Origin of the sequence: Acinetobacter sp. SwsAc4, assembly GCF_013391535.1 — a bacterium.
In the GTDB taxonomy this organism is placed as follows: Bacteria; Pseudomonadota; Gammaproteobacteria; order Pseudomonadales; family Moraxellaceae; genus Acinetobacter.
In genome coordinates, this window is the sequence record NZ_JACAXC010000011.1 from 12,911 (window position 1) to 37,919 (window position 25,009).

Sequence of the window (25,009 nt, forward strand, 5' to 3'; positions counted from 1 at the left end):
ATTGGGTAATTAAACATGAATTTTAAGAAAATAACCATTGCTGGGTTCATCGTTGTTTTAGGGTTGGTCGCTTATCTGATCTGGAAAAATATGAATAAGCCAGACACTGATGCCTTAGTCAGTGGCAATGGACGTATTGAAGCCACTGAAATTAACGTATCTAGTAAGCTATCTGGTCAGTTAGAAGAAATTTTGGTTAAAGAAGGTGACTTTGTCGAGCCTGGTCAAATCTTGGCGCGGGTTAAAATTTCGACTTTAGAAGCCCAGTTACGTGAATTGGAAGCACAACAGCGTCAAGCCCAGGATGCGATTGCGACAGCGGAAGCACAAGTGGCGATGCGGATCAGCGAAAAAGCCGCCGCTGAAGCCATGGTACAACAGCGTGAAACAGAACTGATGGCGGCTAAAAATCGTTTAGCGCGTACCGAAGTTTTAGCCAAAGAAGGCGCATCGTCCAAGCAACAACTGGATGATGAACGTGCCGCAGCACAGCAAGCCATTGCGGTATTAAGCGCAGCCAAAGCACAGGTACAAAGTGCCCAAGGGGCAATTGTTGCGTCTAAAAGCCAAGTGTCAGCCGCACATTCTCAAGTCGATGCCATCAAAGCCTCGGTGGAACGGATTAAATTTGATATGGATGATGCACAGTTACGTGCACCATTAAAAGCACGTGTTCAGTTCCGTGTCGCGCAGCCGGGTGAGTTGGTGGCAGCGGGCGGGCGTGTGCTCAATCTGATTGATTTATCTGATGTGTATATGACGTTCTTTTTGCCTGAAACCGTTGCAGGTAAAATTGCTATTGGAACAGAAGTACGTATTGTATTGGATGCTGCGAAAAATGTGGTGATTCCAGCTACAGTGTCTTTTGTTGCCGATACTGCACAGTTCACACCAAAATCGGTGGAAACGGAAAGCGAACGTCAAAAACTGATGTTCCGTGTTAAAGCGAAAATTGATCCAACTTTATTGAACAAATATATCGAACAAGTCAAAACAGGTTTGCCAGGTGTGGCATATATCAAAATTGATGATCAGGCAGCTTGGCCGACATTTTTAGAGAACACAGTTAAATGATGACACAACAATCTGAAAAAGGATCGGTTGTTGCAGAAATTGAAAATGTTAGTCTGAAATATGGAAAAACGGTTGCACTGAATCAAGTGTCGCTATCCTTACCAGCAGGCTGCATGATCGGTTTAATCGGTCCAGATGGGGTGGGGAAATCCAGTCTATTGGCTTTGCTGTCAGGGGCGAAAATTGTACAGCAAGGTCGCTTAAAGGTGTTGGGCGGTGATATTGCCGATAAACAACACCGTACCCGTGTTTGCCCACATATTGCCTATATGCCGCAGGGTTTAGGGAAAAACCTATATAAAACTTTATCGGTTGAAGAGAATTTACAGTTTGTGGCACGTCTGTTTGGGCATGATGCTGCCGAGCGACGCAAACGGATTGATGATCTGACCAAAAGCACAGGCTTGTACAATTTTCTCGACCGTCCTGCGGGTAAATTATCGGGTGGGATGAAGCAGAAATTAAGTCTGTGCTGTTCTTTGATTCATGATCCCGATTTTCTGATTTTAGATGAGCCGACCACAGGGGTTGACCCTTTGGCGCGAGCGCAATTTTGGGAATTAATTAACCGCATTCGCAAAGTTCGTCCACAGATGAGTGTTATTGTTGCTACTGCTTATATGGATGAAGCACAAGGCTTTGACTGGCTGGCGATGATGGATGATGGGCAGATTTTAAAAACTGGCACACCACAAGAATTATTGACTGAAACGCAATGTAACAGTTTAGAAGATGCTTTTATTCAACTATTGCCAGAAGAAAAAAAGCTCGGCTATGAGCCTGTGGTGATTCCGCCTTTACCTGACTACGGTTCAGAAAGCTATGCTCTTGAAGCGCAAGATTTAACAGTGAAATTTGGTGATTTTACTGCGGTAGATCATGTTAATTTTAAAATTAAGCGTGGTGAAATATTTGGTTTCTTAGGCTCGAATGGTTGTGGTAAATCCACCACCATGAAAGTGCTGACGGGACTTTTAGAAGCCTCAGAAGGTCAGGCGTGGCTGTTTGGTGAGCCTGTAGAGGGCAACAATATTGAAACTCGTCGCCGTGTCGGCTATATGTCGCAGGCATTTTCCCTATACAGCGAGCTGACCATTGTGCAGAATTTGGTCTTACATGCCAAATTATTTCATGTGCCACAAGAGCAAATTGAGCCGCGTGTACAACTGATGCTCGAGCGTTTTGATCTTGAGAATGTGAAAGAAAAACTGCCTGATGATTTGCCCTTGGGGGTTCGTCAGCGTTTATCACTCGCAGTGGCACTGGTGCATAATCCTGAAATTTTAATTCTGGATGAACCAACATCTGGGGTTGACCCGATTGCGCGTGATAATTTCTGGCGCTATTTAATCAATTTGTCGCGTAATGATGGGGTCACGATCTTTATTTCAACGCATTTTATGAATGAAGCCTTGCGCTGTGACCGAATGTCAATGATGCACGCTGGACGGGTGCTTGACAGTGCGTCACCAGCACAGCTGATTAAAAACCGCCATGCTGAAACACTTGAAGAAGCTTTTATCGGTTATTTGATTGATGCTGGTGCAGGCACTAAAGATCAGCCCAATGATTTGGCGGAAAGTATTGCTGAAACAAATGGCAGTAAAGAACTGAATGCCAAGCCAAAAAAATTCAGTTTGCGCCGGTTATTGAGTTTTGCCTGGCGTGAGTCTTTGGAGTTGGCGCGTGATCCGATTCGCGCAACCATGGCTTTAATGGGGTCATTAATTTTACTGCTGGTCATGGGCTACGGCATCACCATGGATGTTGAAGACCTCAAATTCGCTGTGCTGGATCGTGACCAAACGAGCTTAAGTCAAAACTACAGCATGAGTATTGCGGGGTCACGCTATTTTATTGAAAAACCACCGTTGCAAAGTTATGACGATATCGATCGGCGAATGCGTAGCGGTGAAATTTCCTTAGCGATAGAAATTCCGCCTAATTTTGCTCGTGATGTTGCTCGTGGTGAACAGGTGCAAGTCGCTGCGTGGATTGATGGTGCGATGCCACAGCGTGCAGAAACTGTGCAAGGTTATGTGCAGGGGATTCACACGTATTGGCTGATGCAAAAAGCATTGGAACAAAGTGGTTATAAAACATCTAGTACTGTGAGTGTTGAAACTCGTTACCGCTATAACCCAGATATTAAAAGTTTACCTGCGATGACCCCCGCAGTATTGCCTTTATTATTACTGTTGATTCCTGCCATGTTGACTGCTTTATCTGTGGTGCGAGAAAAAGAATTAGGTTCGATTGTGAATTTGTATGTCACACCAGTGACGCGGACAGAATTTTTAATTGGTAAACAGATTCCATATATCTTGTTGGCAATGTTGAACTATTTCCTTATGTGTTTGGTCATGGTTACTTTATTTGATGTACCTGTAAAAGGTAGCTTCTTTGCTCTGACCTTAGCTTCTTTTTTGTTTGTAATTTTTGCCACAGGTATGGGCCTATTGGCATCTACTATTACCAAAAGCCAGATTGCTTCAATGTTTTTAGTCATGATTGGGACTTTGATACCAGTTATGCAGTTTGCTGGAATTATCAATCCTGTATCTTCTTTGGAAGGTTTTGGGCGTTGGTTTGGGGAGATATATCCTGCAACACATATGGTGAATATCAGCCGTGGAATTTTTAATAAAGGTTTGGACTTTGCAGATCTCAAGCAGGCTATCTGGATAATGGCTCTCGCTGTTCCGGTGATTATGTTTGCGGCCATTGTTTTGTTGAAAAAACAGGAGCAATAAGATGTTCACAAAATTACAGAATATCTATCAGCTCGGCTGTAAAGAGCTTTGGAGCTTGTGGCGAGATCCGATAATGTTAGTGTTGATTATTTACACGTTTACCTTATCGATTTACACCTCATCAACTGCAGTGAAAGACACGCTAAATATGGCCCCTATTGCAATTGTTGATGAGGATCACTCGATTTTGTCTGAGCGGATTTCCTCAGCTTTTTATCCACCAAATTTCACCAGTAAAACGGCTATGCTCAGTACGATGGATTCGGGGATGGATGCTGGTGAGTTTACTTTTGCTGTAAATATTCCAGCAAATTTTCAGCTAGATGTATTATCTGGCGACAGCGCTGAGATTCAGGTCAATGTCGATGCGACCCGCATGAGTCAGGCTATGTCTGGTGCAGGCTATATTCAGCAAATTATTCAGGCTGAAGTGAATGAATATGTGCTGCGTAACCGTGAAGTTACTAATCTGCCTATAGATTTGGCGATACGCTCCCGTTTTAATCCAACACTGGAAAATCAATGGTTTATGAGTGTCATGCGGATTATTAATAACGTGGCAATGCTTTCAATTATTCTGACTGGTGCAGCGCTGATTCGTGAACGTGAGCATGGCACCATTGAACATTTGATGGTGATGCCAGTAACGGTATTTGAAATCATGATGTCCAAAGTCTGGTCAATGAGTCTTGTGGTATTGATCGCAGTATTTGTTGGCTTAAAAGTCGTGATTCAGGGTGTATTGCATGTCCCGATTGATGGTAGTTTGCCGCTCTTTTTCTTTGGCGCCTTACTCACACTGTTTGCAACAACTTCAATGGGTATTTACATGGCAACTGTATCTAAATCTATGCCGCAGTTTGGTTTGCTCATGATGCTCGTATTGATTCCGATGCAAATGCTATCAGGCGGCTCAACTCCACGTGAAAGTATGCCGGAAATTGTGCAGCAGGTCATGATGATTGCCCCAACTACACACTTCGTCTCTTTGGCTCAGGCCATTTTATACCGTAATGCAGGATTCGATGTGGTGTGGCCATCATTTGTATGGTTGTTAGGTATTGCGTCAGTGTTTTTTTATGTGTCTTGGAAGCGCTTTAAAGACACGATTCATACCATGGCGTAAAGGGTTTCCCTTTTGCAGGCAGATGACTCCCCGAATAGTCTGCCTGCTTTTTTTTTATTCTTTGATAATAATTCAATGGCGCAAGATTTAAATAAATGTCATTGAATAGCATAATTTTTTTGAAATTTATAGGGGAATGTAGTGCTTCAAATTCTCTCTGAACTATGTGGCGGTGTCGGTCTATTTTTAATTGGTATGACGTTACTGACTGATAGCCTTAAAGAAATTGCAGGTCAGACCTTGAAGGAGTTACTGACAAGGTTTACGGCAACGCCGTTTAAAGCCATGCTGTCAGGTTTGGGTATGACATTGCTGGTGCATTCATCTACAGCAACAATTGTCGCCGCCATTGGTTTTGTCGGAGCAGGGGTACTCAGTTTCACGCAAGCCATGAGTGTGGTGATTGGTGCCAATATCGGCACAACCAGTACTGGTTGGATTGTGGCATTTTTGGGCATGAAATTTTCCATTTCCATGTTGGCATTACCGATGATTGCTTTAGGCGCTCTGCTTAAACTCATCGCTAAAGGCCAAATGGCCTTATTGGGCCTTGTGATTGCAGGCTTTGGTCTGATTTTCTTTGGCATCGATGTTTTGCAAAAAGCCATGGCGGGGTTTGCTGTACACTCAGATTTATCCTTTTTTGGTTATGACAGCTTGTGGTCACAATTGGTTTTGGTGCTGATCGGCATCATTATGGCAATGCTGCTGCAGTCCTCTAGTGCATCTATTACAGCGACTATGGCTGCCTTAGTCAGTGGTGCGATTGACTTGCCGCAGGCGCTATATATGGTGATTGGGCAAAATATTGGTGCAGTCAGCATTACCGTGATTTCGGTGATTGGCGCTTCGATCAATGCCAAACGAACAGTTGCTGTGAACGTGATTTTTAATCTCGTGAGTGCGATTGCTGCATTTTTCCTGTTAGCACCGTTTTTTCTTTGGTTGATTAAACACAGTGCATTTTTCAGCAGCATTGATCAAGTGATTATGCTCGCGATGTTTCATACAGCATTCAGTGTGTTGGGGGCATGTATGTTTATGCCAAGTCTGAAATTTTTAGAACAGAAAATTATCCAATGGTTGCCAAGTAATAATCCTGCCATTTTAGACAGTCTGGATGATGCAAGTTTGCAAGTACCTGCCATTGCAGTACAGGCCGCGGAAAAGGCGGTATATTTCAGCATATTTGAGATTTTTAAAATTCTACAAATGGTTTTTCAGACCGGTACATTACCTAGACATCAACAGTTGAATACGCTGAATGAGATTATTCAGCATATTGAGCAGTATTTAGAAAAAATAGCGATTCCTGAGCATCCTGCACTCAAACAAAAATTCTTATCATTACTGCGAGTAATGGTCTATGTACGTGTCTTACATAATGATTTAGAGCGTTTAGATAATGCCATATTGCTACGAACACAGCCGGCAATTTTTCAGTTAGCACTAGATTATTGCAATATTTTAGAAAGTTACTTTTCAAATATAGAACAGTTAGCAGATCAATCAGTCATTGAAAGTCTTAGAGCCGATTTAAATCACTTAAAAAAATGGACCAGTAGCCATCGTGCCGAAATGCGCGAAAAAGTCATGGAATATACCGAAGTAAATCAATTAAGCGCGTCCAAAGGGGTGGAATTATTAGCTGCACAGCGTTGGATGGATCGCTTAATTGCACATAGCTATCGTTTCTCTAATGTGATGTATGAGCGTCTTTTAGAGGAGTCTTGATGAATGTGGTTCCTCGGGTTTTTTATTCCGCTGTGCTGAGGCTAAGACATTGAATACTGTATTACTAGATTTATCCTTTCAAGAATTATTGAGAATCATGGCATCTGCTTTAGGCTGCGGTTTATTAATCGGTTTAGAACGAGAAAAGCATAATCGTAAAGAAAGTGAACCCAGTTTTGCCGGACTGCGTTCATTTACCATTTGCGCCTTGCTTGGGGCAGTATGTTTTTTACTGCATCTTGCAGTAGGTATCTTAGGTGCATTTTCGGTTACGACTTTTTGTGTTTATAGTCTGATTAAACAAAAACAGGATATTGGTGCGACCACTGAACTGGCATTTTTGATGACCTATTTGATTGGTGCATTATGTGTGTTTAATGTGCCGCTTGCTGCAGGGTTAGCGGTAGTGTTGTGTCTGATTTTAATGGGCAAGCAGTCATTGCATTATTTTGCTGGCAATTGGATTCAGCATTTTGAACTGCGTGACGGTTTGTTTTTACTGGCACTGATTTTAATTGCGTTGCCACTGATGCCGGATCAGGCAATGTGGGGCACAGTACTCAATCCATATGTGATTCTAAAACTGCTGATCATGATTTTAGGCGTACAGTCCTTGGCACATATTGCTAAACGTCTCTTGCCAAACAATAAAGCTTTGATGTTGTCATCTTTGGCATCCGGTTTTGTTTCTAGCACCGCAACTATTGCCAGTTTGGGCATGGAAGTCCGTTCAGGCAAAGCAGAAGCCAAATCTAATGCTGGTGCAGGCTTAATTTCCTGTATTGCGACCCTGTTACAGCTGCTGATTATTGTCGCAGGGATTAATTTTGCTTGGTTTAAGGTTTTATTGTTGCCTTGCAGTATTGGCATTGCAGTGCTTTTGATCATTGCCTTGATGTTAATTCATTCATCCAAAGCGACGATGGGTCAACAGGCTACACCACAAAATGATATTACGCATATGGACAGTCGTATGTTCAGCATTAAGGAAGCCTTAATCATTGTGGTAACACTGACAGTGATTCAAGCAGCGGTATATGGCTTGAATGTAGTGTTGGGTGATAGCGGTTTGATTATTGGGGCATTCTTCGCTTCTTTATTTGAAGTACATGCCGCCATGGCAACGGTGGTGATGCAAGGAACACCACAGCAGATGACGTTGGTCTACGCTATGATGATTGGTTTGGCTGCACATGCATTTTCTAAAAGCATCAATGCATTTTTAACTGGTGGCGGGAAATATTTTCTATATTTTGCCCCCGCACAAATGCTGCATATGGCGATTTTAATGGCGGTACTTTGGATGGTTATTCAGTAAATTTAGGATTTATTTTCAATATTTTAGAATGGTATTTAAGTTTTTGTTTTGTAATTCTATTTATTTTTAGCCAACTAAAAATGGCATTGCTTTTAAGAAATATGGGTAGTATATGAATTCCGTAGTTACACAAGCCTCCCCCCCGGTATATGGTCAAGTTGAGCGATATATTAATCGCGAGTTGTCAATTTTAGATTTTAATTTACGTGTCTTAGAACAAGCGGTCGATCCTTTAAATCCACTCTTAGAAAAATTGAATTTTTTATTAATTTTTTCTAGAAATTTAGATGAGTTTTTTGAAATTCGTGTTGCAACTATGTTGGAACATTTTGTTCAAGAGCGAGACATACAAACGGCTGATGGTTTATCCCCACAAGAAATTTTACATCAAATTTCGGAGACAGCACATGCTGCGATTGAACGCCAATATCAAATTTTAAATGAGCAAATTTTTCCGCAGTTAAGAGAAGAAGGCATCAGCTTTTTAAGACGTGGAGAGTTAACTCAAGCACAATCTAATTGGGTCAAAAAATATTTTCAGGAACAGGTTGCACCAGCCTTAACACCAATAAGTTTAGATCCTGCGCATCCCTTTCCACGCTTGGTCAACAAATCACTTAATTTCATTGTGACTTTGGAAGGTAAGGATGCCTTTGGCCGTCAGATCGATTTGGCAGTGGTTCCTGCACCACGTTCATTGCCACGTGTGGTGCGTTTGCCAGATGAGTTGACCGAAGGCAAAGAGCATCATGTGATGCTCTCTTCAATTATTCATACTCATGTGTCTGATTTATTTCCGGGAATGACGGCAACGGGTTGCTATCAATTTAGAGTAACCCGAAATGCAGATTTAACGTTAACTGAAGATGTTGAAGACTTAGCGGAAGCCTTAAAAGACGAACTCAGTTCACGCCGTTTTGGTCGGGCAGTACGTTTGGAGGTCAATAAAAATTGTCCAACACATATTTATGAATACTTACTCAAAGAATTCGATTTACATGCACATCAATTGTATCGTGTCGACGGGCCTGTTAATTTGGCTCGATTGGTCTCGGATTTTAAACGCCCATATTTACGCTATGAGCCACATACTCCTGTGATTCCAAAAATACTGAAAAAATCTGCAAATATTTTCAGTGCGATGCAGAAACAAGATATTTTATTGCATCATCCTTTTGAATCATTTTCCCCTGTAATTCGATTATTACGTGAAGCCGCGCAAGATCCGCATGTTTTGGCCATTAAACAGACCTTGTACCGTAGCGGTGCAAATTCAGAAATTGTGCAAATTTTGGCTGAGGCGGCAAGAAATGGTAAAGAAGTCACCGCAGTGATTGAATTACGGGCACGGTTTGATGAAGAGTCCAATATCGCTGTTGCCAATGTTTTACAGGAAGCGGGTGCCGTGGTGGTATATGGCATTGTCGGCTATAAAACTCATGCCAAAATGATTTTGGTGGTACGCCGAGAAAATCAAAAACTGGTGCGCTACGCACATTTAGGTACAGGAAATTATCATGCTGGCAATGCCAAAATTTACACTGATTACGGTTTATTAACGACCAATCAAGATTTGTGTGAAGATGTACATCGTATTTTTCAAGAATTAACCGGTATGGGCAAAATGGTGAAGTTAAAGAAACTTCTACATGCACCATTTACTTTGCATAGTCAGTTGATGAATTTTATTGAAAACGAGATTGTGCTTGCGAAAGCAGGGAAACCGGCAAAAATTATCATTAAGGTCAATGCACTAACCGAAGTTCAATTGATTAATAAATTATACGAAGCTTCTCAAGCTGGTGTGCAAATAGAATTAATCATTCGTTCTATTTGTTGTTTACGTCCAGGCCTAATTGGCTTATCAGAAAATATTCGTGTTCGCTCAATTGTAGGGCGTTTTCTTGAGCATACTCGTGTCTATTATTTTTACAATAATGGTGATACACGTGTGTATTGTTCTAGTGCTGACTGGATGGAGCGTAATTTATTTAAACGTGTTGAAGTGTGCTTTCCTATTGAAAATACTAGACTCAAAAAAAGAATTTATCAGCAAGGGTTAGAAAATTATTTAATGGATAATCAACAAGCATGGCTATTACAAAGTGATGGTAGTTGGAAGCGTAACTCATGCATAGAAAATGAAAAGCCACATAATGCGCAGCACTTTTTGTTAAGCGTTATAAAGTAAATGCTTAACTTAAAGTTAACTCTTTTTAGGCCTATTCAACAACATTTAAGAAATTATGATCTTTCGATACAGGTGGAATGCCACTAATTTTAAAGTAGCAAGCACTTTGCCACCTTTTGTCAAATAAAGTTATAGGCAGATATAATATTTTAAGTTGTTGGATGGTCATTGTTTTTTGATTTAACACATTTAAATAGGATAAACATTTTTGGGTACTTTATATTTTGATCAAGTCTTACCTGTCCAGATGCCGAAGTTGATCTTTTTGCCTTGGTAAAAATATTTCATTTGGCTTATTTTATTTCATAGCGAATGAGTACGATGAAACAATAATGACATAATTTGAATATATCTAAATTATGTCGGTTTTCATTTGATCTAAATTTTTTAAATTCTTTTCATATCATTATATGAAAAATTTCTGTATTAGCTGATAGTAATACGGTAGAGAATAATTAAAAAACTGCTGATTAAAATGATAAGAGTAAAGGGAATTAAAAATTTATTAGATGTGAGCTTCATTTTTTCATTTTCCTATCACAAGATGCTGTTTTATATATTATAATTATACTATAAGTTATGTTGAAAATAACAAAAAATATGTAATTTTTTAACATGATTTTAAAAATTTAACTGAAATTGATAAGGGTTATTTTCGATTTTTATTTTCTCAATTTGATGAAAAAATATGAACCAATTTTCATAAAAGGTAGTATAGATTGGCTTTGTTGCACAAAGCTATTCTTGAAGGCTTCTTCAGTAATATAATTTCCAGATGAAGAAGCCTACACCTAAAATCTATCGTACAACCAATTGGTCCTCGTATAACCAAGCTTTAATCAAGCGAGGAAATATTTCAATCTGGTTTGATCCTAAGACGCAATGGTATGCACAACCACAAGGCAAGCACGGACGAAATCAAACTTATTCCGATACAGCGATTCAATGCTGTTTAATGATCAAATCTCTATTCCGTCTTTCTTTACGTATGGTTACTGGCTTTGTTCAAAGCCTGATTAAACTCTGTGGCTTGAATTGGACAGCACCAGATTACTCCACCCTTTGTAGACGACAAAAGCATATTGATATTGCGATAAGCTATCAGAAAAGTCGTGATGGGTTACACCTACTCGTCGACTCTACGGGTTTAAAATTTTTAGGTGAAGGCGAATGGAAGCGTAAAAAACATCAGCCTGAATACCGTCGGCAATGGCGTAAACTGCATATTGGTATAGATGCTGAAACACTGCAAATACGTGCCGTTCAGCTTACGACAAATAATGTCAGTGATTCACAAGTACTAGGTGATTTACTGGATCAAATTCCACTAGATGAGCGAATAGATTCTGTCTATACCGATGGCGCGTACGACACGAAGTGCTGCAGACAAGTGATTTCAGATCGTCAAGCACATGCAGTAATTCCACCCAGAAAGAATGCCAAGCCCTGGAAAGATTCTAAAATAAGTTCAATAGAACGAAATGAGTTACTTCAAACGGTTAAACATTTAGGCAGAACCCTATGGAAAAAATGGTCGGGTTATCACCGTCGTAGTTTGGTGGAAACCAAGATGCATTGCATCAAATTATTAGGTGATAGGCTGACGGCAAGACATTTTCAAAGTCAGGTCAATGAAATTCATGCGCGTGTGGCAGTTCTGAATAGATTTACGGAATTAGGTAGACCTCGCACCCAAGTTGTGTCTTAAATTTGAATGGATTGGGGAGAACTCAGCTTTTGAATGTTTATGCAACAAAGCCGTGAGGTGATCTGGACTTATTCACAAAGATGATTGTGGATGTATGTAACACAATAATCCAATATCAGGACTTGAATGAAAATAAACTAGTTTCTGTATTTATTAATAGAATTTATGCTTGGCTTTCTTTTATGTCGAAAGGGGAGCGAGAGCTCTCTCAGGAGGCGGAATTAGGTTTAATAGGGGAGTTAGAGGTAATATTGAGTTTAATTTCCTTAAATCTACCTATCTCAGAAGTATTAAATGCTTGGAAAGGGCCTCTGGATGGCCTAAAAGACTTTGAAATGGGTTCTGGTGCTATAGAAACTAAAAGTACATTATCAAATCAAGGTTTTGTTGCAAAAATTAATTCACTCGAACAATTAGATGATAGTGAGAAATCACCACTATTTTTAAATGGCTATCGTTTTTCTCTAAATTCAGTAGGTAAAACATTAACTGAACGAATTAATTTAATTCGTGAGCAGTTAAATGATTATCCAGCTGAACTTTCTAGGTTTAATAACCTTTTGTTGAGAATTGGATATCTGGAAAGTGAGAAAGAAAACTATATCCGTAAATTTAAAACTGAAAACTCGTTTTTTTGGTTGGTTGATGAAAATTTTCCACGATTAGTACCTGGGAATATCGCTGTAAATATAAGACATGCTAAATATGAAATAGATTTAACACCCTTTATAAACCAGTCTATTGATTTAAGTTTAGTTCTTCAGAAATTAGGAATTGGAAATTGTGGAATTAATTGATTTTTTAAAAAATATTCAGAGTGATGTACAAACTGAAATATCTACACGAACTGAAGAATCAGATCAACAAGGTTTATATGCAGAAGTTATATTTACTGAAATTGTTACTCAGCACATGTCAGAGATTGGTATGACATTCGAGCCTGAGATGTGTCGTTATTATGCAAATATACAAGGTATACTCCGTTTAAGTGGCTTTGCAATATCTGAAGAAGCCGATCAATTAGATCTATATGTTACTGAATATAGTGGCAATAACGAATTAGAAAATATTCCTGACTCAGAAATTAAAGCAGCAGCAGAACGCTGTTTGAGATTTCTCAAATACTGTGTTGAAAAAAAGCTATCTTCAAAAATGGATGAGTCTCATGAAGCATACCCATTAGTTCGTACGATAGAAGATGGTTATTCTCAATTTGAACAGATACGGATTTATGTATTAACAGACAGAGTGGCAAAAACTCGTCAATTTCAAAGTAGAGAAATACAAGGTAAAACAATAAAACTTGAAGTTATTGATATATCAAGGCTATTTAATCACCTACAAGAAGGTAAACCTAGGGATGAACTCATTGTGAATTTTGAACATGTTTCTGGTAGCCCACTTCCATGTGTGTGGGTTCCAAATGAGCATGGAGAGTATGATTATGCAATGACTGTAATTCCTGGAGAGGCTTTAAGATATGTATATGAAAAATATGGTCCACGTATTCTAGAGGCAAACGTTAGATCTTTTTTAAGTCAGACAGGAAAAGTAAATAAAGGTATCCGTGATACTTTAATTGATCAGCCAGAACGTTTCATGGCTTACAACAATGGCGTGGTAATTATCGCAGATGAAGCACATTTAGGCAGATTAGAAAACGGTGGAATTGGTATCTCTTGGTTAAAGGGAATGCAAATCGTAAATGGAGGACAAACAACAGCTTCCATGTTCTTTACCAAGAAAAAAAATCCAGCAGTTAACCTGAAAGCTGTGCATGTACCTGCGAAAATCATTGTTTTAAGAAAAACAGACCCTCTGGAAGAAGAGCAACTGATTTCAGATATTTCACGCTATGCGAATAGCCAAAATGCAGTCAAGCAATCGGATCTTTCAGCGAATAAACCTTATCATATTAATCTTGAAAAGTTAGCACTATCAACTTATTGCCCTGATGGTGTAAGCCGATGGTTCTATGAAAGAGCTGGGGGAAGCTATAAAGTAATGCTTGAGCGTGAGGGCAAAACTCCTGCTGGCATTAAACGTATACAGGAACTTATACCTACCAGCAGAAAAATTACTAAAACTGAATTAGCCAAATATGTTTGTGCATGGGAGCAAAAGCCTGATCTGGTGAGTTTAGGAGGGCAAAAGAACTTTACTGCATTTATGAATATGATTCAGTCGACCGATGAGGATAAGCAGTTACAATTTGATGTCATCTATTATAAAAATATTATTGCACAAACCATCATATTCAAAACTGCACAGAAAGTTATCAGGTCAAAATTTCCTGCTTTCCAAGCTAATATAACTGCATATACAGTGGCAATTTTATCTCAAAAAATCGGAAGTCGTGTTAACCTTCAAAAAATCTGGTTAAATCAAAAACTTTCTGAAGGACTTGTTAAACAGATTCTGATTTGGTCAGAGGAAGTTAATAAATACCTGCATGAAAGTGCCAAAGGGAAAATGATTTCTGAATGGGCAAAAAAAAATGAATGTTGGGAATTATTATCGCAATATGAATATTTAGAAAATGATCCTGACATTGAGGAGCTAAAGTAACCTAATTTTAATAGTTAAAATTAAATTCTTTAGGTCTCTTTTTGACTATCTTTGTGAGATGAATGTAGAAAATTATGGAATATTGATTTTAAAGAGTCGGAAATTAAATACTATTTCATCTCATTAATTCCTTGTAGTTGCCTTCATAAATATTGTCTCTAATTCGAGAATTATATTAATGCCCTAGAAAATTAATAAAAACAGCTTCTAAAATCTTAGAAGCTGTAATCAACTTTTCTGCTAGATTGAAATAAATGGGTTTATGAAATTTATTTGTATGCTTAAGGTTAACAGTTCAAGGGCTTTGTTGTACAAAGCTACCCCTATATTTTATTGAGATAATTGGCTTAAGCAAACAGTTTAGCTATCCATTTATTCTTCGGTCATCCCAATAACACGGCACTACAGTCAAATTATTTTCATGCAACCGTGACCATAATCGGACACCTAAATCCCGCTGTATATTTTGTAATGTGAAATTGGAAATTAGCAGCGTCGACTTCATGTTGTCGTAACGGCTATATAAGATCTTATGCACCATCTCCAAACGTTTCTCATGCCGGTCATGCAGGCCATATTCATCAATCACCAATAAATCAAAACTGGAGAAATGTTCGATAACTTCCTTTTCAGAGAGTGAAGCATCTGACCATGTGTCCATCATTTTTTGAGCAATTTCTGCACTGGTATAGTAGCGTGCAGATTTTGTACTGTTATGCAGAATGTTGCGAATAATTGATGCACTCAGATGGGTTTTACCTGTACCCGGTGTACCAATCATCAACATGTTCGGGTTTTGGTCAGAAATAATCTGTTGTGCAAAGGCCTGACATAGCTTGATGGTATTGTCTTGAGCAGGGCATGCAACTACAAAATTCTTGAAGCCACGGTCCAGATAGCGTTTATTGAGCCCTGAGTTTTTGATTTTCTGTTGTAGCAATCGCTGTTGCAGTTCATCCTCATAGGCTGCATTTGAGTGATGGACGGTTTCTTTGGCACACAATTTACAGAGCCTGTGACCTGCAATTTCCATCAAGGGTATATGATGGGTAGCGCAAAGTGTTTCCGTTGTTTCTGCGCGAAACTGGAGTGTTTTAAGCATGGTATTCATGACTGATCTCCTAAATCCACTTTGAATTTTCTAAAAAATTCTCATTTTTTTCTTCAAAATTTGAAGATGAAGATGAAGATGAAGATGAAGATGAAGATGAAGATGAAGATGAAGATGAAGGGCATGATTCAAGCATGACTTGAGTAATACTCGGGCTCTTCTCAAGAGCTGCTTGAGCATTTACTTTTCGTTGCTTGGTTGATGCTTGAGCATTACTTGCGGATTTACCCCAACGTGCTTGAGCTGCATTTTTAGCTTTATCAGATTTCATTTGCTGATTTTGCAATGCTTGGCTTTTTAAACTGGTTAAAAAATTTGAATGAATCTGCTCAGATTCGACTTCAAACAATTCCAGGGCTATCAGCGTATTTAACAAAGTTTTAGCCTTGGTGTGCTGCGGTAATTTCGTGATGCTGCATACCGTTGCTAAATCATGAGGAATGGCACCATTTTTCCAGAAATCCATCATTAACAGCAGTGCCGCACCAATTTGTTCTGCTGTCATTCGTGCAAATTTCGCCTGTAGGTCGCCAATATAGAGTGGCATCCAAATTGAAATATCTTTATTCATATGTTGACCTTTTTATAGGTATAAAGGGGCTAAGGTCATCGATTTGATGACCTTTTATGTTTGTTTTATGAGTGAGCGAGACTCATTAAGCGGAGACGGGCCTGTTGAGCCAAGTCATCGTAATGAGCTTGCCCTTCATCTAGCATTCGCTGTAGCCAGAGTCTTAATGCTTGGTGATCATCGAAGCATTTATTGATTTCCAGCAAAAAGGCCAGATTGTGCAGTTTCGGAATGTGTAGCTCATGGATTAATTCACGAGCGACCATATCTGCTTCAGGGCTGACGACCACACCACCAAAGAAAGCTTTACTATTCATGTGCAAGCTCCTCTGTATTTAGTTTTTCCAACATGGCTTCAAATGCACTGCCATCGCGGCGCGTAACATTGGGAATGTAACGGCTATAGACTCGGAATAGCATTTCAGTCGTTGAATGTCCCAATTGACGTGCGATCCATTCCGGATTTTCTCCTGCCGACAACCAAAGAGTTGCTGCTGTATGACGTGTTTGGTAGGCTCTTCTAGACTTCAATCCTAGAAAGCGCAAGATCGGATGCCAGACACGTTTATTCACCAGACGGTAATCGAGAGGTCCACCATCACGATTGCAGAAAACAAACTCTGATTTACCATTATTTAAGCTTTTCTGTTGCAGAAAGGCTTGGTAAACGCGGTCATTCATCTGGATCGTGCGGTCAGAACCATAAGTTTTGGTTGCACCAAGCACACCATTCACTAACGCTTCTCTGATATGGATTTCACGACGCTGTAAGTCGATATTTTTCCATTGCAGACCATCGATTTCACTGGTACGCATACCCGTAAAAAAGCGAATGGTGTAATAGGGGCGGAAGTCTTCACGCACTGTGGTAAGAATTTTATGCACCTCTTCCAAAGAAAAAGGTGTGACTTCAATCTTGCTTTCCTTCAGATTGTTAATATTTTTATAAGGCGACTCAAACTCGTATCGTTCAGCCGCATCATTGAGTATCATACGTAAAGGCGTCATGATTTGATTGATCCTCGATGCTTTCAGACTTGTTTGATCTTTTCCGTGTGTCACTTTGGCGAGAGAGGCACGGAAGTTCAGCAAGTCTGACTTCTTGATTTTCGAGAGAACCTGATTACCAAAAGCAGGAATCAAATAGTTTTTGATCACAATTGAAACCTTTTGCTGGTATGAGGTTCTCCACTCAACTTGTTTCTGCTTAAACCACAATTCAGTAAACTCTTTAAAAAGAGGAACTTTGGTCTGTACAGCAATTTGCTGACTTCTTTTTTCCTTAAACTCCTCAACACGGTTACTTTTTGGAAAGTACTTTTCGTATTCAAAAGTTCCCAAAGTAATTTCAGCTTCAAGCTGTTCGAGACGTTTTTTCAAAATGCGTCGGTTATAAGCATTGTCTTCAAGATTGGTTGTTTCTCTGCAACGAATGCCCATGTAGCGAAAGTCGGCAATCAGTTTGCCACTTCGTTCCCGGATGGTAGCCATCAGTTAAACCTCCTAAGCCTTATTGCAGGGCATCCATGCTTAAACCAGTGAATTTAAGCATTTCAGTTTCAATGCGTTCCCAAACAAAAAGAATTTTGCGGCCACCAAAAGGACGGATGTAGTGAACACCTTCGATAAAGACACTGTCCTTTAGCTGGTTGCGAATAGTACGAGCGTCGTACTGGATTTTTTCAGCCAGTTGCTGGGCTGTGAGATAGGTATATGACATAATAGAGCCTCATATTTTTTACTAGGTAACTAGGAAAAATTATTCCTAAGACATAAATTATCATATTTTTATGTTGTTGCAAGTACTTTTTATGATTTAAGTAGGAAATTTTATGATTATTTCAAACTTGGCAGTTTTATTAGCAGAAAGGAAACTTAAGGTTGCTGATTTGGTAAGAAGTACTGGAATTAATAAATCTACTTTGCACAAACTTTATAATGATGAATCTGTACGGATTGATTTTGAAACCATTGATAAAATTTGTATTGCATTAGATGTGGGAGTGGGTGATTTATTGATTTTTAAGAAAATTGATAATAATCAAAATGATAATGACTAGTTTGGTCACAAATGGTCACATCAAAAAGTGAAATGGTCACAAATTATTGAACGATTGGTAAAAAAATACTGTACTTTGAAAAGAGTTTGGTGTTTTTTACAGCCAAAAAAGCTCTGAGGGGGCTAAAAAGTAGTGATGAAATGAGAGCATTTGAGATCAATTAAGAGCATTTTTATAGTTATGGGCACGCTATGGTCACATCTTGGTCACAAAATACAAATTACATTAAGAATATTTTTTATTGACTCGAATAACAAAGGAACGGGGAATTTTAAAAAATATAATAAAATCAACAAGAAAAAAGCCCTAATCTTTCGACTAGGGCCTTTTAAATTTGGAGCGGGAAACGAGACTCGAACTCGCGACCCCAACCTTGGCAAGGTTATGCTCTACCAACTGAGCTATTCCCGCATATTGAGCAGTTTTTACTAAAACTTACACTTAAAAAACCAAACTGGAGCGGGAAACGAGACTCGAACTCGCGACCCCAACCTTGGCAAGGTTATGCTCTACCAACTGAGCTATTCCCGCGTGCCGCTTATAATACATTAAGCAAAACAAGGGTCAACAACTTTATGCAAATAAATTAATTAATTGCATAAAATTAAAGCATTTCTGCGATTAAAAAAGTTAAAAGGCAAAATTTTGTACAAAATTTTCTCTTCATCTAGGGTCATGTATACTAAGGCACTATCACAATCTGACTTTATAGAGTGGCTGATGAAATTAGAGCAACAGTTGATTGAGCGTTTGCAAACATTAATACCGACCCATTTGGAAGTACTGAATGAGTCGGCTGGACATGGAGGCTATTTCCCAGGAAAAGAATCACATTTTAAAGTGATTGTGGTGAGTGAGGAGTTTCAGGGTTTACGTTTAGTACAGCGTCATCAAAAAATTTATGCTGTGGCTGCTGAACTAATGAGTCCTGGTAAAATTCATGCTTTAGCAATTCATGCTTACGTTGCTAGTGAATGGCAAGGTCAAGCGCCAGCCAGTCCTGAATGTGCACACGCACCTAAAAGTTAAGGATGGATCATGGACGCACATTTACTCACCAAAATTATTCATATGTCCGCTGTAAGTTTGCTGATTATTGCTTTTGTTTTTCGTGCAGCGACTTTATTTGTTGGTGTTCAGGATCAGCAGCCAAATCCAAAGGGATTTAAAGCACTCGTTGGCTTACAACACTTATCACTGACGCTGATTATTGTGACAGGTGCTATTTTAGTGGTGATGAAAAACTTTGAGGTTGCGCCTTGGTTTTATGCCAAAGTGATTCTCTTTTTTGTACTTTGGTCATCTTTAATCAAAATTTATAAAAAAGACAACAGCGTGTTGTTACAACAGCGCCGTGCAGGTTTATTGGTCGGTACAGTGGCATTGCTTGGTATTATTGGCTTAGTCATCATTAAACCTGTTTTTGCGTAATTGTTTGACATTGTTTTAGTAATTGTTTTTGCACTAGGTTAAACTGCGTGCAGTTTACAAAAATCTTGTAGAGGGAAATCATGTTAACTCGTGTGGTATTTAACCAAAAAGGTGGTGTAGGGAAATCAAGTATTACAGTCAACTTAGCTGCAATTAGTGCTAAGCAAGGTTTAAGAACTTTGGTGATTGATCTTGACCCACAAGCAAATTCAAGCCAGTACCTTTTAGGTGAAGATGCAACATATTCTGCTGACAAAGCAGCACTAGAGCCAAACATTGAAAATTTCTTTGAAGATATTTTGGGAAGCACGCAGCAAAAGGGCCTGATTGGTAATGCAATTGGTTCGATTTTGAAAGCACCACGTGGTAAGGGTTTAGAAAGTTACGTTCATCGCTCATCTTTTGAAAACTTAGATGTGATTCCTGCAAGTCCAAGTCTTGGTGCTTTGGAGCACGCATTAGAAAGTAAGCACAAAATTTATAAGTTACGCGACTCGATTCAGTCCCTGAGTGCGCGTTATGACCGTATTTTTATTGATACTCCTCCAGCGTTTAACTTTTTTACGTTATCAGCATTAATTTCAGCAGACCGAGTATTGATTCCTTTCGATTGTGATGTCTTCTCGAAACGCGCGTTACAAACTTTGATTGAAAATGTACTCGAAACCCAAGATGATCATAATGATCGCTTGGAGATTGAAGGAATCGTCGTAAATCAATTCCAGTCTCAAGCAAAGTTACCGCGTGAAGTGGTTCAGCAATTAAAAGATGAAGGTTTGCCTGTTTTAGAAAGCATGTTACCGCCATCCGTGTTGATGAAAGAATCACATCAAAAGAATTTACCCTTGATTCACTTGGCATCAGAACATAAGTTGACCTTAGCTTACGTCACTTTATTTGGTGAGATTGAATCAAAAAAATAAGAGAATCTTATGAAACGCTTATATTGGATGCCTGTGGTAGCACTCAGTATGTTATTAGGTGCTTGCGCATCAACGGTTAAGCCGTCTTATGTTTCACCAACTCAGTACCAAGCTTTAAACTGCCAACAGTTGCAAGCTGAATATAATCGTATTCAACAATACATCGATAATGGTGTGCAGACACCTAAACGTACTGGGGTTGGTGTCGGTATTGGACTTGGTGGTGGTTGGGCAAGAGGCGGTGGTTGGGGAATTTCACCAACAATCTCATTAAATATGGGCCAGTCGATGAACACCAAGAACACCGAGCTCGCTAACTTATTAGGTCAGCAGGATGCAATTGTGCAAGCTGCACAGTTCAAAGGTTGTGCAATTGTGGTCAAGCCACGTTCAAAATCATAAGTTGAAATTCATTTATCACTGTAATTTACTACAGTGATAAATAACTAAATTTTAGCAAAATATTTCAAGATAAAAATATATAAAACAATATCTTAATAATATTTATATTCATTTCTTTAATTTTTATAGCCTAATTTTTTCCTCTAAATTTGTTTTTTTGCTTCAAATTCGTTTAAGGTGACGAGCATATTTTGTCATCTGGTCTGTCTATGATTGAAAGTTGGTTTTTTGTTTTGGCGATGTTGGCGGTGTTATTAATACCCGGTCCAACCAATGCATTGCTCGCCAGTGCAACTCATCAACAAGGCGCTTTTAAGACGATAATCTTCATTCCAATTGAATGGTTGGGATATGTATATGGCATAAGTTTGTGGGCATTATTTATTCATCTCTTTGAGCCGATTTGGCCAGCTTTAGATGTGATTTTACATACGGTGAGTTTAGCAGTGGTACTTTGGATGGCATTTCATCTTTGGAAAAGTGCGCATTTGCAAAAATATGATCAACGCCATCAGAAGATACGTAAGACAAAATTGTTTAGCGCTACTTTAAAAAATCCAAAAACAGTGCTTTTAGCGGCAGGTATTTTTCCTGTTGAAACATGGAATTCGATTGAAAATGCAGTGCTGGTTTTTGCGATTTTTAGTTTGATTTTAATCCCTGTAAGTATTTTTTGGATGTACTTCGGACGAGCACTTTTGGTTGGGAGTTTCAATGGAATTACAGCCGACCATTTATATAAAGGGTCGGCTATGTTATTACTGATCTGTATGTTGCCTATGATTTTTCGATTATTTTAATTTATTGAGCTTTACGCTCATTGAGTTTTTGCCGAACAAAACCAATCACGCCCGGTAAGATACTGATGATAATAATGCCAAAAATTAAATGGGTGAAGTTATCTTTAACGATTGGCATATTACCAAAGATATAACCTAACGTAATAAATGATGCGATCCAACAAAAAGCACCAATTACGTTATAGGTGAGGAAAAATTTATAATTCATACTGCCTGCACCTGCCACAAATGGTGCAAAAGTACGTGCAAACGGAACAAAGCGGGCAAAAATAATGGTTTTACCGCCATGACGTTGGAAGAACTGCTGTGTTTTGAGTAAATGTTGTTGATTGATGAATCGTAAATTCATTTCGAATACACGTGGGCCGATATAACGCCCAATATGGTAATTTACGGTATCACCTAATACTGCGGCAATAAATAATAAAATACCGAGTACCCACGGATCCATCGCACCAGTTGATGCTGCTAGTGCACCCGCAGCAAATAATAAGCTATCTCCGGGTAAAAAAGGCATCACTACGAGACCCGTTTCCACGAAGATAATTAAAAATAAAATGGCATAAATCCATACGCCATAATTGGTAATAAATTCTAAAAGGTGTTCATCAACGTGCAGAATAAAATCAATAAGTTCCATGAAGCTGTTAACAGTATGAATTTGAGCTAAATCGTAGCAGTGCAACTATAGAATGTCAGTATAAAAACCAATTTAATTGGTAACATTCATTGAGTAGCGACATGATTAATTTTGATCTGGAATAATGATGTTTGTTGCAAATATAGAACGATGCATTAATTAATATAATGTTTATTGCAAAATAAAGCACACATAAACTGTTTCTGTATTAAAAAACAACGAGTGTGGAATCAATTATGTTTAATCCAAATGTTATCGTAAAAAATATGGTAACGCAGTCAGGTGTAGAAAATATCGTTACGCTTGTTGCTCGTATTCTAATGGCCTATATTTTTATTATTGCAGGATGGGGCAAGCTCAGTGCTTATGGCGCTACAGCGGGTTATATGGAATCGATGGGTGTGCCTGCCGCATTGTTACCAGTGACGATCTTGGTTGAGTTTGGTGGCGGACTTGCGCTGTTATTTGGTTTTCAAGCTCGTTTAGCTGCATTTGGTTTAGGTATCTTTAGCATTATTACCGCATTCATTTTCCACGGCGCAGATGATCAAATGCAACAAATCAACTTTATGAAAAACTTAGCTATGTCTGGTGGTTTATTTTATTTAATGTTGCATGGTGCTGGTCGTTTGAGCTTAGATCATATGATTGAGAAATAATGAGCCATTTAAAACAATCCCTACGTTAGTGAGTGTGGATCGGTTTTTATACAGATAAAGTTGATGCTTAATTACAAACAGAAGCTGAAGCAACGGCTTATCTCTGTTTAGATAATAATAAAGAGAAGAACTGGAGGAGATATTCAATGAAACAAATCTTGATGCCTTGTGGAATAGTGATTTTAATTGGCTTATCAACATCAACTTGGGCAGGTAAAGATGATCATGTGCTTGTGCAATAAGCAGCAAAAAATGTGGTAATGGTGAATCAGATTGCTCAACTGGCTGATGAAATGGGTGTTACTTTAACAGGCCAAATTACGAAACATTTGCGAAGTGATCATTACGAATTTAAAGATCTGAGTGGCACGATTGGCATTGAAGTTGATGATGATATTTGGCGTAAAGCAGGCTTGAAAGTGGGTGATCATGTTCGGCTAGTGGGAGAGGTGGATACCCACCGCTATAAACCCACTGACATTGAAGTGATCAAAATAGAAAAACACTTGCATTAAGCATAAAAAAGGAAGCCTTGGCTTCCTTGTTTGATTCTGATGGTATTGCTTTAGAGCATAAAGTGAATTTGCATTTCCCCAACAAGGAAACCGAGTACTGCGCCAACAATGATCAATGACCATTCATCTTCTTTAAATGCAGGGCGGAGCATACCTTCAAATTCTTCAGGGCTTAATTTTTGCATTCGTTCGACTAAAGTCGTGCGAACATCCATGGCATCTTCGGCATAAGACTCTACATAGCGCATCGTCTCTGGGAGTTGTTTTAAAATACGTTCGGCAACTTCTGCTTTCAGATTTTGATATTTTTCACCACCAATCGCATAAACAACCAATGGACGAACGATACCTGCCTGTAGGTCAATTTCTTGTTTGACATGGCGACTGACAAGTTCGATGACTTTATCTGAATTTGTTCCAGAGAAAAGCTCTTCCATCATATTACGGGATGTGAGTAATTGTTTAGAAATGAGCGCTGCATAGTCTGCCGCGACTTCATTTTGACGCTTAATGAACAAACCTTGCCATGTGTAGCCCAAAATCTTCTTTGGGTACAATGGTCTAAACATCATTTGTAAAGCCATCCAGTCACTGAAAAAGCCGACAAAGCCACCGAACATTGGCAGCATCCAAGGATATTTTCCTTGAGTGACCACCCAACACAACATTTGTACAACACCGATCGCAAAACCAAAGACAAAGCCGACATTACTAAAGAATCTAAACTCTTGCTTACCGACTTTTTTGAAAATTTCGTTGAGAAGACGCTTATCTTTGAGGAGATTGCTAATCACCATGTGTTTGATGTCAAAGTATTTGATCACATCTTTTTGCACTTCGCCCATGATATGTTCAACAATCTCAGGGGCTTTGGCTTGAACTCGCTTAATTAATTTCTTGCGTGCGAACTCAGGCATACCTTCCCATAAACCCGGTTGATATTGTTGTGCAACTTCGCGAGTAATATCCTCGGCAGAGGCCATTAACGGTTTTTCAATTTCCTGAGCAATACGTTTGGGATCCAGTCTGGCAAAAATTTCTTGGGGCTGAATTAACTTTGAGGTCATTAACTCAACAGCTATGGTCGCCATTTTTTCAGCTTTTCGCGGGACGATGCCTTGCCATCCGATTGGAAGACCAAATAACCTGAGTCCCTTAAATTCAAGTGGTGCAAACATCATTTGAATGGCAATAACTTTCGTTACATAGCCAATAAAGCCACTAATAAATGGGATCGAAATATATAACCAGAAATTCTGTTGAAAATCCGCAATCATTTCTTGAAACATTATTTTATTGGTCCTTCAAGTCCTAATTGTTGCTCGTGATAGGGCAAGCCATAGATGATAGTGAAATATTTTAGAATATTGACTGAGCCAATATCTTTTAGGCTTTTAGTTACCTTTTTATTTTCCTCTTTCCAAG

The 25,009-nt window shown here is 39.0% G+C and carries 23 protein-coding genes, 2 tRNA genes and 2 pseudogenes; 18 read left to right on the top strand and 9 right to left on the bottom strand.

Features of this window, described 5'->3' with window-relative positions; genetic code table 11:
- Positions 1–15: 15 nt before the first annotated feature.
- The 9 genes from HYG88_RS07300 (at position 16) to mzaE (ending at position 14,472) form a co-directional block, all read left to right on the top strand.
- A complete protein-coding gene (locus HYG88_RS07300; protein ID WP_004907097.1) occupies positions 16–1,074 on the top strand; it encodes an HlyD family secretion protein in 1,059 nt (352 codons plus the stop codon).
- Positions 1,071–3,827: a ribosome-associated ATPase/putative transporter RbbA gene (gene rbbA / locus HYG88_RS07305; RefSeq protein WP_178882813.1), complete on the top strand. Its 2,757-nt coding sequence runs from the start codon at positions 1,071–1,073 to the stop codon at positions 3,825–3,827. The genes HYG88_RS07300 and rbbA overlap by 4 nt, the downstream gene beginning before the upstream one ends.
- A gap of 1 nt (position 3,828) precedes the next feature.
- Positions 3,829–4,953 (top strand): ABC transporter permease, encoded by a 1,125-nt coding sequence (locus HYG88_RS07310; protein ID WP_178882814.1) that lies wholly within the window; start codon positions 3,829–3,831, stop codon positions 4,951–4,953.
- A gap of 141 nt (positions 4,954–5,094) precedes the next feature.
- Positions 5,095–6,687: a Na/Pi cotransporter family protein gene (locus HYG88_RS07315; protein WP_039047366.1), complete on the top strand. Its 1,593-nt coding sequence runs from the start codon at positions 5,095–5,097 to the stop codon at positions 6,685–6,687.
- 97 nt (positions 6,688–6,784) lie between these two features.
- Positions 6,785–8,005 carry an MgtC/SapB family protein gene (locus HYG88_RS07320; RefSeq protein WP_052242923.1) on the top strand — a complete coding sequence of 407 codons (1,221 nt, stop codon included), beginning with the start codon at positions 6,785–6,787 and terminating at the stop codon, positions 8,003–8,005.
- Between the two features lie 112 nt (positions 8,006–8,117).
- On the top strand, positions 8,118–10,196 hold the full coding sequence (gene ppk1, locus HYG88_RS07325; protein ID WP_178882815.1) for a polyphosphate kinase 1: 2,079 nt from the start codon (positions 8,118–8,120) through the stop codon (positions 10,194–10,196).
- Positions 10,197–10,971: 775 nt separating this feature from the next.
- The gene (locus HYG88_RS07330; RefSeq protein WP_004907077.1) at positions 10,972–11,904 is read left to right on the top strand and encodes an IS5-like element ISAha3 family transposase; all 933 of its coding nucleotides are present in this window, start codon (positions 10,972–10,974) and stop codon (positions 11,902–11,904) included.
- A gap of 62 nt (positions 11,905–11,966) precedes the next feature.
- Positions 11,967–12,701 (top strand): PD-(D/E)XK motif protein, encoded by a 735-nt coding sequence (locus tag HYG88_RS07335; protein ID WP_256731516.1) that lies wholly within the window; start codon positions 11,967–11,969, stop codon positions 12,699–12,701.
- Positions 12,688–14,472 carry an MZA anti-phage system associated AIPR family protein MzaE gene (gene mzaE / locus HYG88_RS07340; protein WP_000419013.1) on the top strand — a complete coding sequence of 595 codons (1,785 nt, stop codon included), beginning with the start codon at positions 12,688–12,690 and terminating at the stop codon, positions 14,470–14,472. Before HYG88_RS07335 ends, mzaE begins: the two co-directional genes overlap by 14 nt.
- A gap of 364 nt (positions 14,473–14,836) precedes the next feature.
- Here the strand turns inward: mzaE and HYG88_RS07345 are convergent, their stop codons facing one another.
- Positions 14,837–15,583: an ATP-binding protein gene (locus tag HYG88_RS07345; RefSeq protein ID WP_001095014.1), complete on the bottom strand. Its 747-nt coding sequence runs from the start codon at positions 15,581–15,583 to the stop codon at positions 14,837–14,839.
- Between the two features lie 285 nt (positions 15,584–15,868).
- On the opposite strand from HYG88_RS07345, the gene HYG88_RS15430 reads away from it, so the two are divergent.
- Positions 15,869–15,967 (top strand): hypothetical protein, encoded by a 99-nt coding sequence (locus HYG88_RS15430; RefSeq protein WP_227553848.1) that lies wholly within the window; start codon positions 15,869–15,871, stop codon positions 15,965–15,967.
- Positions 15,968–15,992: 25 nt separating this feature from the next.
- Here HYG88_RS15430 and HYG88_RS15435 read toward each other — a convergent pair.
- From HYG88_RS15435 to HYG88_RS07365, 4 genes and pseudogenes are all read right to left on the bottom strand, one after another.
- Positions 15,993–16,154: pseudogene (locus HYG88_RS15435) on the bottom strand (DUF1376 domain-containing protein); the annotation flags it as partial.
- 65 nt (positions 16,155–16,219) lie between these two features.
- On the bottom strand, positions 16,220–16,471 hold the full coding sequence (locus HYG88_RS07355) for a hypothetical protein (protein WP_001084945.1): 252 nt from the start codon (positions 16,469–16,471) through the stop codon (positions 16,220–16,222).
- Positions 16,464–17,645: a site-specific integrase gene (locus HYG88_RS07360; protein ID WP_000201379.1), complete on the bottom strand. Its 1,182-nt coding sequence runs from the start codon at positions 17,643–17,645 to the stop codon at positions 16,464–16,466. The genes HYG88_RS07355 and HYG88_RS07360 overlap by 8 nt, the downstream gene beginning before the upstream one ends.
- 19 nt (positions 17,646–17,664) lie before the next feature.
- On the bottom strand, positions 17,665–17,874 hold the full coding sequence (locus tag HYG88_RS07365; RefSeq protein WP_000122748.1) for a hypothetical protein: 210 nt from the start codon (positions 17,872–17,874) through the stop codon (positions 17,665–17,667).
- 112 nt (positions 17,875–17,986) lie between these two features.
- Here HYG88_RS07365 and HYG88_RS07370 point away from each other — a divergent pair, with 112 nt between their 5' ends.
- Complete coding sequence (locus tag HYG88_RS07370) at positions 17,987–18,214, top strand: helix-turn-helix transcriptional regulator (protein ID WP_000587224.1); 228 nt, start codon at positions 17,987–17,989, stop codon at positions 18,212–18,214.
- Positions 18,215–18,549: 335 nt separating this feature from the next.
- Here the strand turns inward: HYG88_RS07370 and HYG88_RS07375 are convergent.
- Both HYG88_RS07375 and HYG88_RS07380 read right to left on the bottom strand, forming a co-directional pair.
- Positions 18,550–18,625, bottom strand: a tRNA-Gly gene (locus tag HYG88_RS07375).
- Between the two features lie 44 nt (positions 18,626–18,669).
- A tRNA-Gly gene (locus tag HYG88_RS07380) sits at positions 18,670–18,745 on the bottom strand.
- 189 nt (positions 18,746–18,934) lie between these two features.
- On the opposite strand from HYG88_RS07380, the gene HYG88_RS07385 reads away from it, so the two are divergent.
- From HYG88_RS07385 to HYG88_RS07405, 5 genes are all read left to right on the top strand, one after another.
- Positions 18,935–19,243 carry a BolA family transcriptional regulator gene (locus HYG88_RS07385; protein WP_087544499.1) on the top strand — a complete coding sequence of 103 codons (309 nt, stop codon included), beginning with the start codon at positions 18,935–18,937 and terminating at the stop codon, positions 19,241–19,243.
- Between the two features lie 9 nt (positions 19,244–19,252).
- Positions 19,253–19,645, top strand: a complete 393-nt coding sequence (locus tag HYG88_RS07390) for a SirB2 family protein (RefSeq protein ID WP_087544501.1) — start codon at positions 19,253–19,255, stop codon at positions 19,643–19,645.
- A gap of 80 nt (positions 19,646–19,725) precedes the next feature.
- On the top strand, positions 19,726–20,568 hold the full coding sequence (locus HYG88_RS07395; RefSeq protein ID WP_004665257.1) for a ParA family protein: 843 nt from the start codon (positions 19,726–19,728) through the stop codon (positions 20,566–20,568).
- Positions 20,569–20,577: 9 nt separating this feature from the next.
- On the top strand, positions 20,578–20,970 hold the full coding sequence (locus tag HYG88_RS07400) for a hypothetical protein (RefSeq protein WP_087536701.1): 393 nt from the start codon (positions 20,578–20,580) through the stop codon (positions 20,968–20,970).
- 209 nt (positions 20,971–21,179) lie between these two features.
- Positions 21,180–21,770, top strand: a complete 591-nt coding sequence (locus HYG88_RS07405; RefSeq protein WP_178882817.1) for a LysE family transporter — start codon at positions 21,180–21,182, stop codon at positions 21,768–21,770.
- A 1-nt stretch (position 21,771) separates the two neighbouring features.
- On the opposite strand, the gene HYG88_RS07410 is transcribed toward HYG88_RS07405, so the two are convergent.
- Positions 21,772–22,410: a DedA family protein gene (locus HYG88_RS07410; protein ID WP_005155341.1), complete on the bottom strand. Its 639-nt coding sequence runs from the start codon at positions 22,408–22,410 to the stop codon at positions 21,772–21,774.
- A gap of 236 nt (positions 22,411–22,646) precedes the next feature.
- Between HYG88_RS07410 and HYG88_RS07415 the strand changes: the two genes are divergently transcribed.
- Both HYG88_RS07415 and HYG88_RS07420 read left to right on the top strand, forming a co-directional pair.
- The gene (locus tag HYG88_RS07415; RefSeq protein ID WP_087536703.1) at positions 22,647–23,069 is read left to right on the top strand and encodes a DoxX family protein; all 423 of its coding nucleotides are present in this window, start codon (positions 22,647–22,649) and stop codon (positions 23,067–23,069) included.
- Positions 23,070–23,215: 146 nt separating this feature from the next.
- Positions 23,216–23,584, top strand: a pseudogene (locus tag HYG88_RS07420) (NirD/YgiW/YdeI family stress tolerance protein).
- A 50-nt stretch (positions 23,585–23,634) separates the two neighbouring features.
- Here the strand turns inward: HYG88_RS07420 and HYG88_RS07425 are convergent.
- Positions 23,635–24,861: a DUF445 family protein gene (locus HYG88_RS07425; protein WP_171063521.1), complete on the bottom strand. Its 1,227-nt coding sequence runs from the start codon at positions 24,859–24,861 to the stop codon at positions 23,635–23,637.
- Positions 24,862–25,009 lie beyond the last annotated feature (148 nt).

Coding starts and splice junctions, on each gene's coding strand:
- HYG88_RS07300 (WP_004907097.1), top strand. CDS start 16: ATGAATTTTAAGAAAATAACCATTGCTGGGTTCATCGTTGTTTTAGGG.
- rbbA (WP_178882813.1), top strand. CDS start 1,071: ATGATGACACAACAATCTGAAAAAGGATCGGTTGTTGCAGAAATTGAA.
- HYG88_RS07310 (WP_178882814.1), top strand. CDS start 3,829: ATGTTCACAAAATTACAGAATATCTATCAGCTCGGCTGTAAAGAGCTT.
- HYG88_RS07320 (WP_052242923.1), top strand. CDS start 6,785: ATGGCATCTGCTTTAGGCTGCGGTTTATTAATCGGTTTAGAACGAGAA.
- ppk1 (WP_178882815.1), top strand. CDS start 8,118: ATGAATTCCGTAGTTACACAAGCCTCCCCCCCGGTATATGGTCAAGTT.
- HYG88_RS07330 (WP_004907077.1), top strand. CDS start 10,972: ATGAAGAAGCCTACACCTAAAATCTATCGTACAACCAATTGGTCCTCG.
- HYG88_RS07345 (WP_001095014.1), bottom strand. CDS start 15,583: ATGAATACCATGCTTAAAACACTCCAGTTTCGCGCAGAAACAACGGAA.
- HYG88_RS15430 (WP_227553848.1), top strand. CDS start 15,869: ATGCTTGGCTTTTTAAACTGGTTAAAAAATTTGAATGAATCTGCTCAG.
- HYG88_RS07355 (WP_001084945.1), bottom strand. CDS start 16,471: ATGAATAGTAAAGCTTTCTTTGGTGGTGTGGTCGTCAGCCCTGAAGCA.
- HYG88_RS07360 (WP_000201379.1), bottom strand. CDS start 17,645: ATGGCTACCATCCGGGAACGAAGTGGCAAACTGATTGCCGACTTTCGC.
- HYG88_RS07365 (WP_000122748.1), bottom strand. CDS start 17,874: ATGTCATATACCTATCTCACAGCCCAGCAACTGGCTGAAAAAATCCAG.
- HYG88_RS07370 (WP_000587224.1), top strand. CDS start 17,987: ATGATTATTTCAAACTTGGCAGTTTTATTAGCAGAAAGGAAACTTAAG.
- HYG88_RS07385 (WP_087544499.1), top strand. CDS start 18,935: ATGAAATTAGAGCAACAGTTGATTGAGCGTTTGCAAACATTAATACCG.
- HYG88_RS07390 (WP_087544501.1), top strand. CDS start 19,253: ATGGACGCACATTTACTCACCAAAATTATTCATATGTCCGCTGTAAGT.
- HYG88_RS07395 (WP_004665257.1), top strand. CDS start 19,726: ATGTTAACTCGTGTGGTATTTAACCAAAAAGGTGGTGTAGGGAAATCA.
- HYG88_RS07400 (WP_087536701.1), top strand. CDS start 20,578: ATGAAACGCTTATATTGGATGCCTGTGGTAGCACTCAGTATGTTATTA.
- HYG88_RS07405 (WP_178882817.1), top strand. CDS start 21,180: ATGATTGAAAGTTGGTTTTTTGTTTTGGCGATGTTGGCGGTGTTATTA.
- HYG88_RS07410 (WP_005155341.1), bottom strand. CDS start 22,410: ATGGAACTTATTGATTTTATTCTGCACGTTGATGAACACCTTTTAGAA.
- HYG88_RS07415 (WP_087536703.1), top strand. CDS start 22,647: ATGTTTAATCCAAATGTTATCGTAAAAAATATGGTAACGCAGTCAGGT.
- HYG88_RS07425 (WP_171063521.1), bottom strand. CDS start 24,861: ATGATTGCGGATTTTCAACAGAATTTCTGGTTATATATTTCGATCCCA.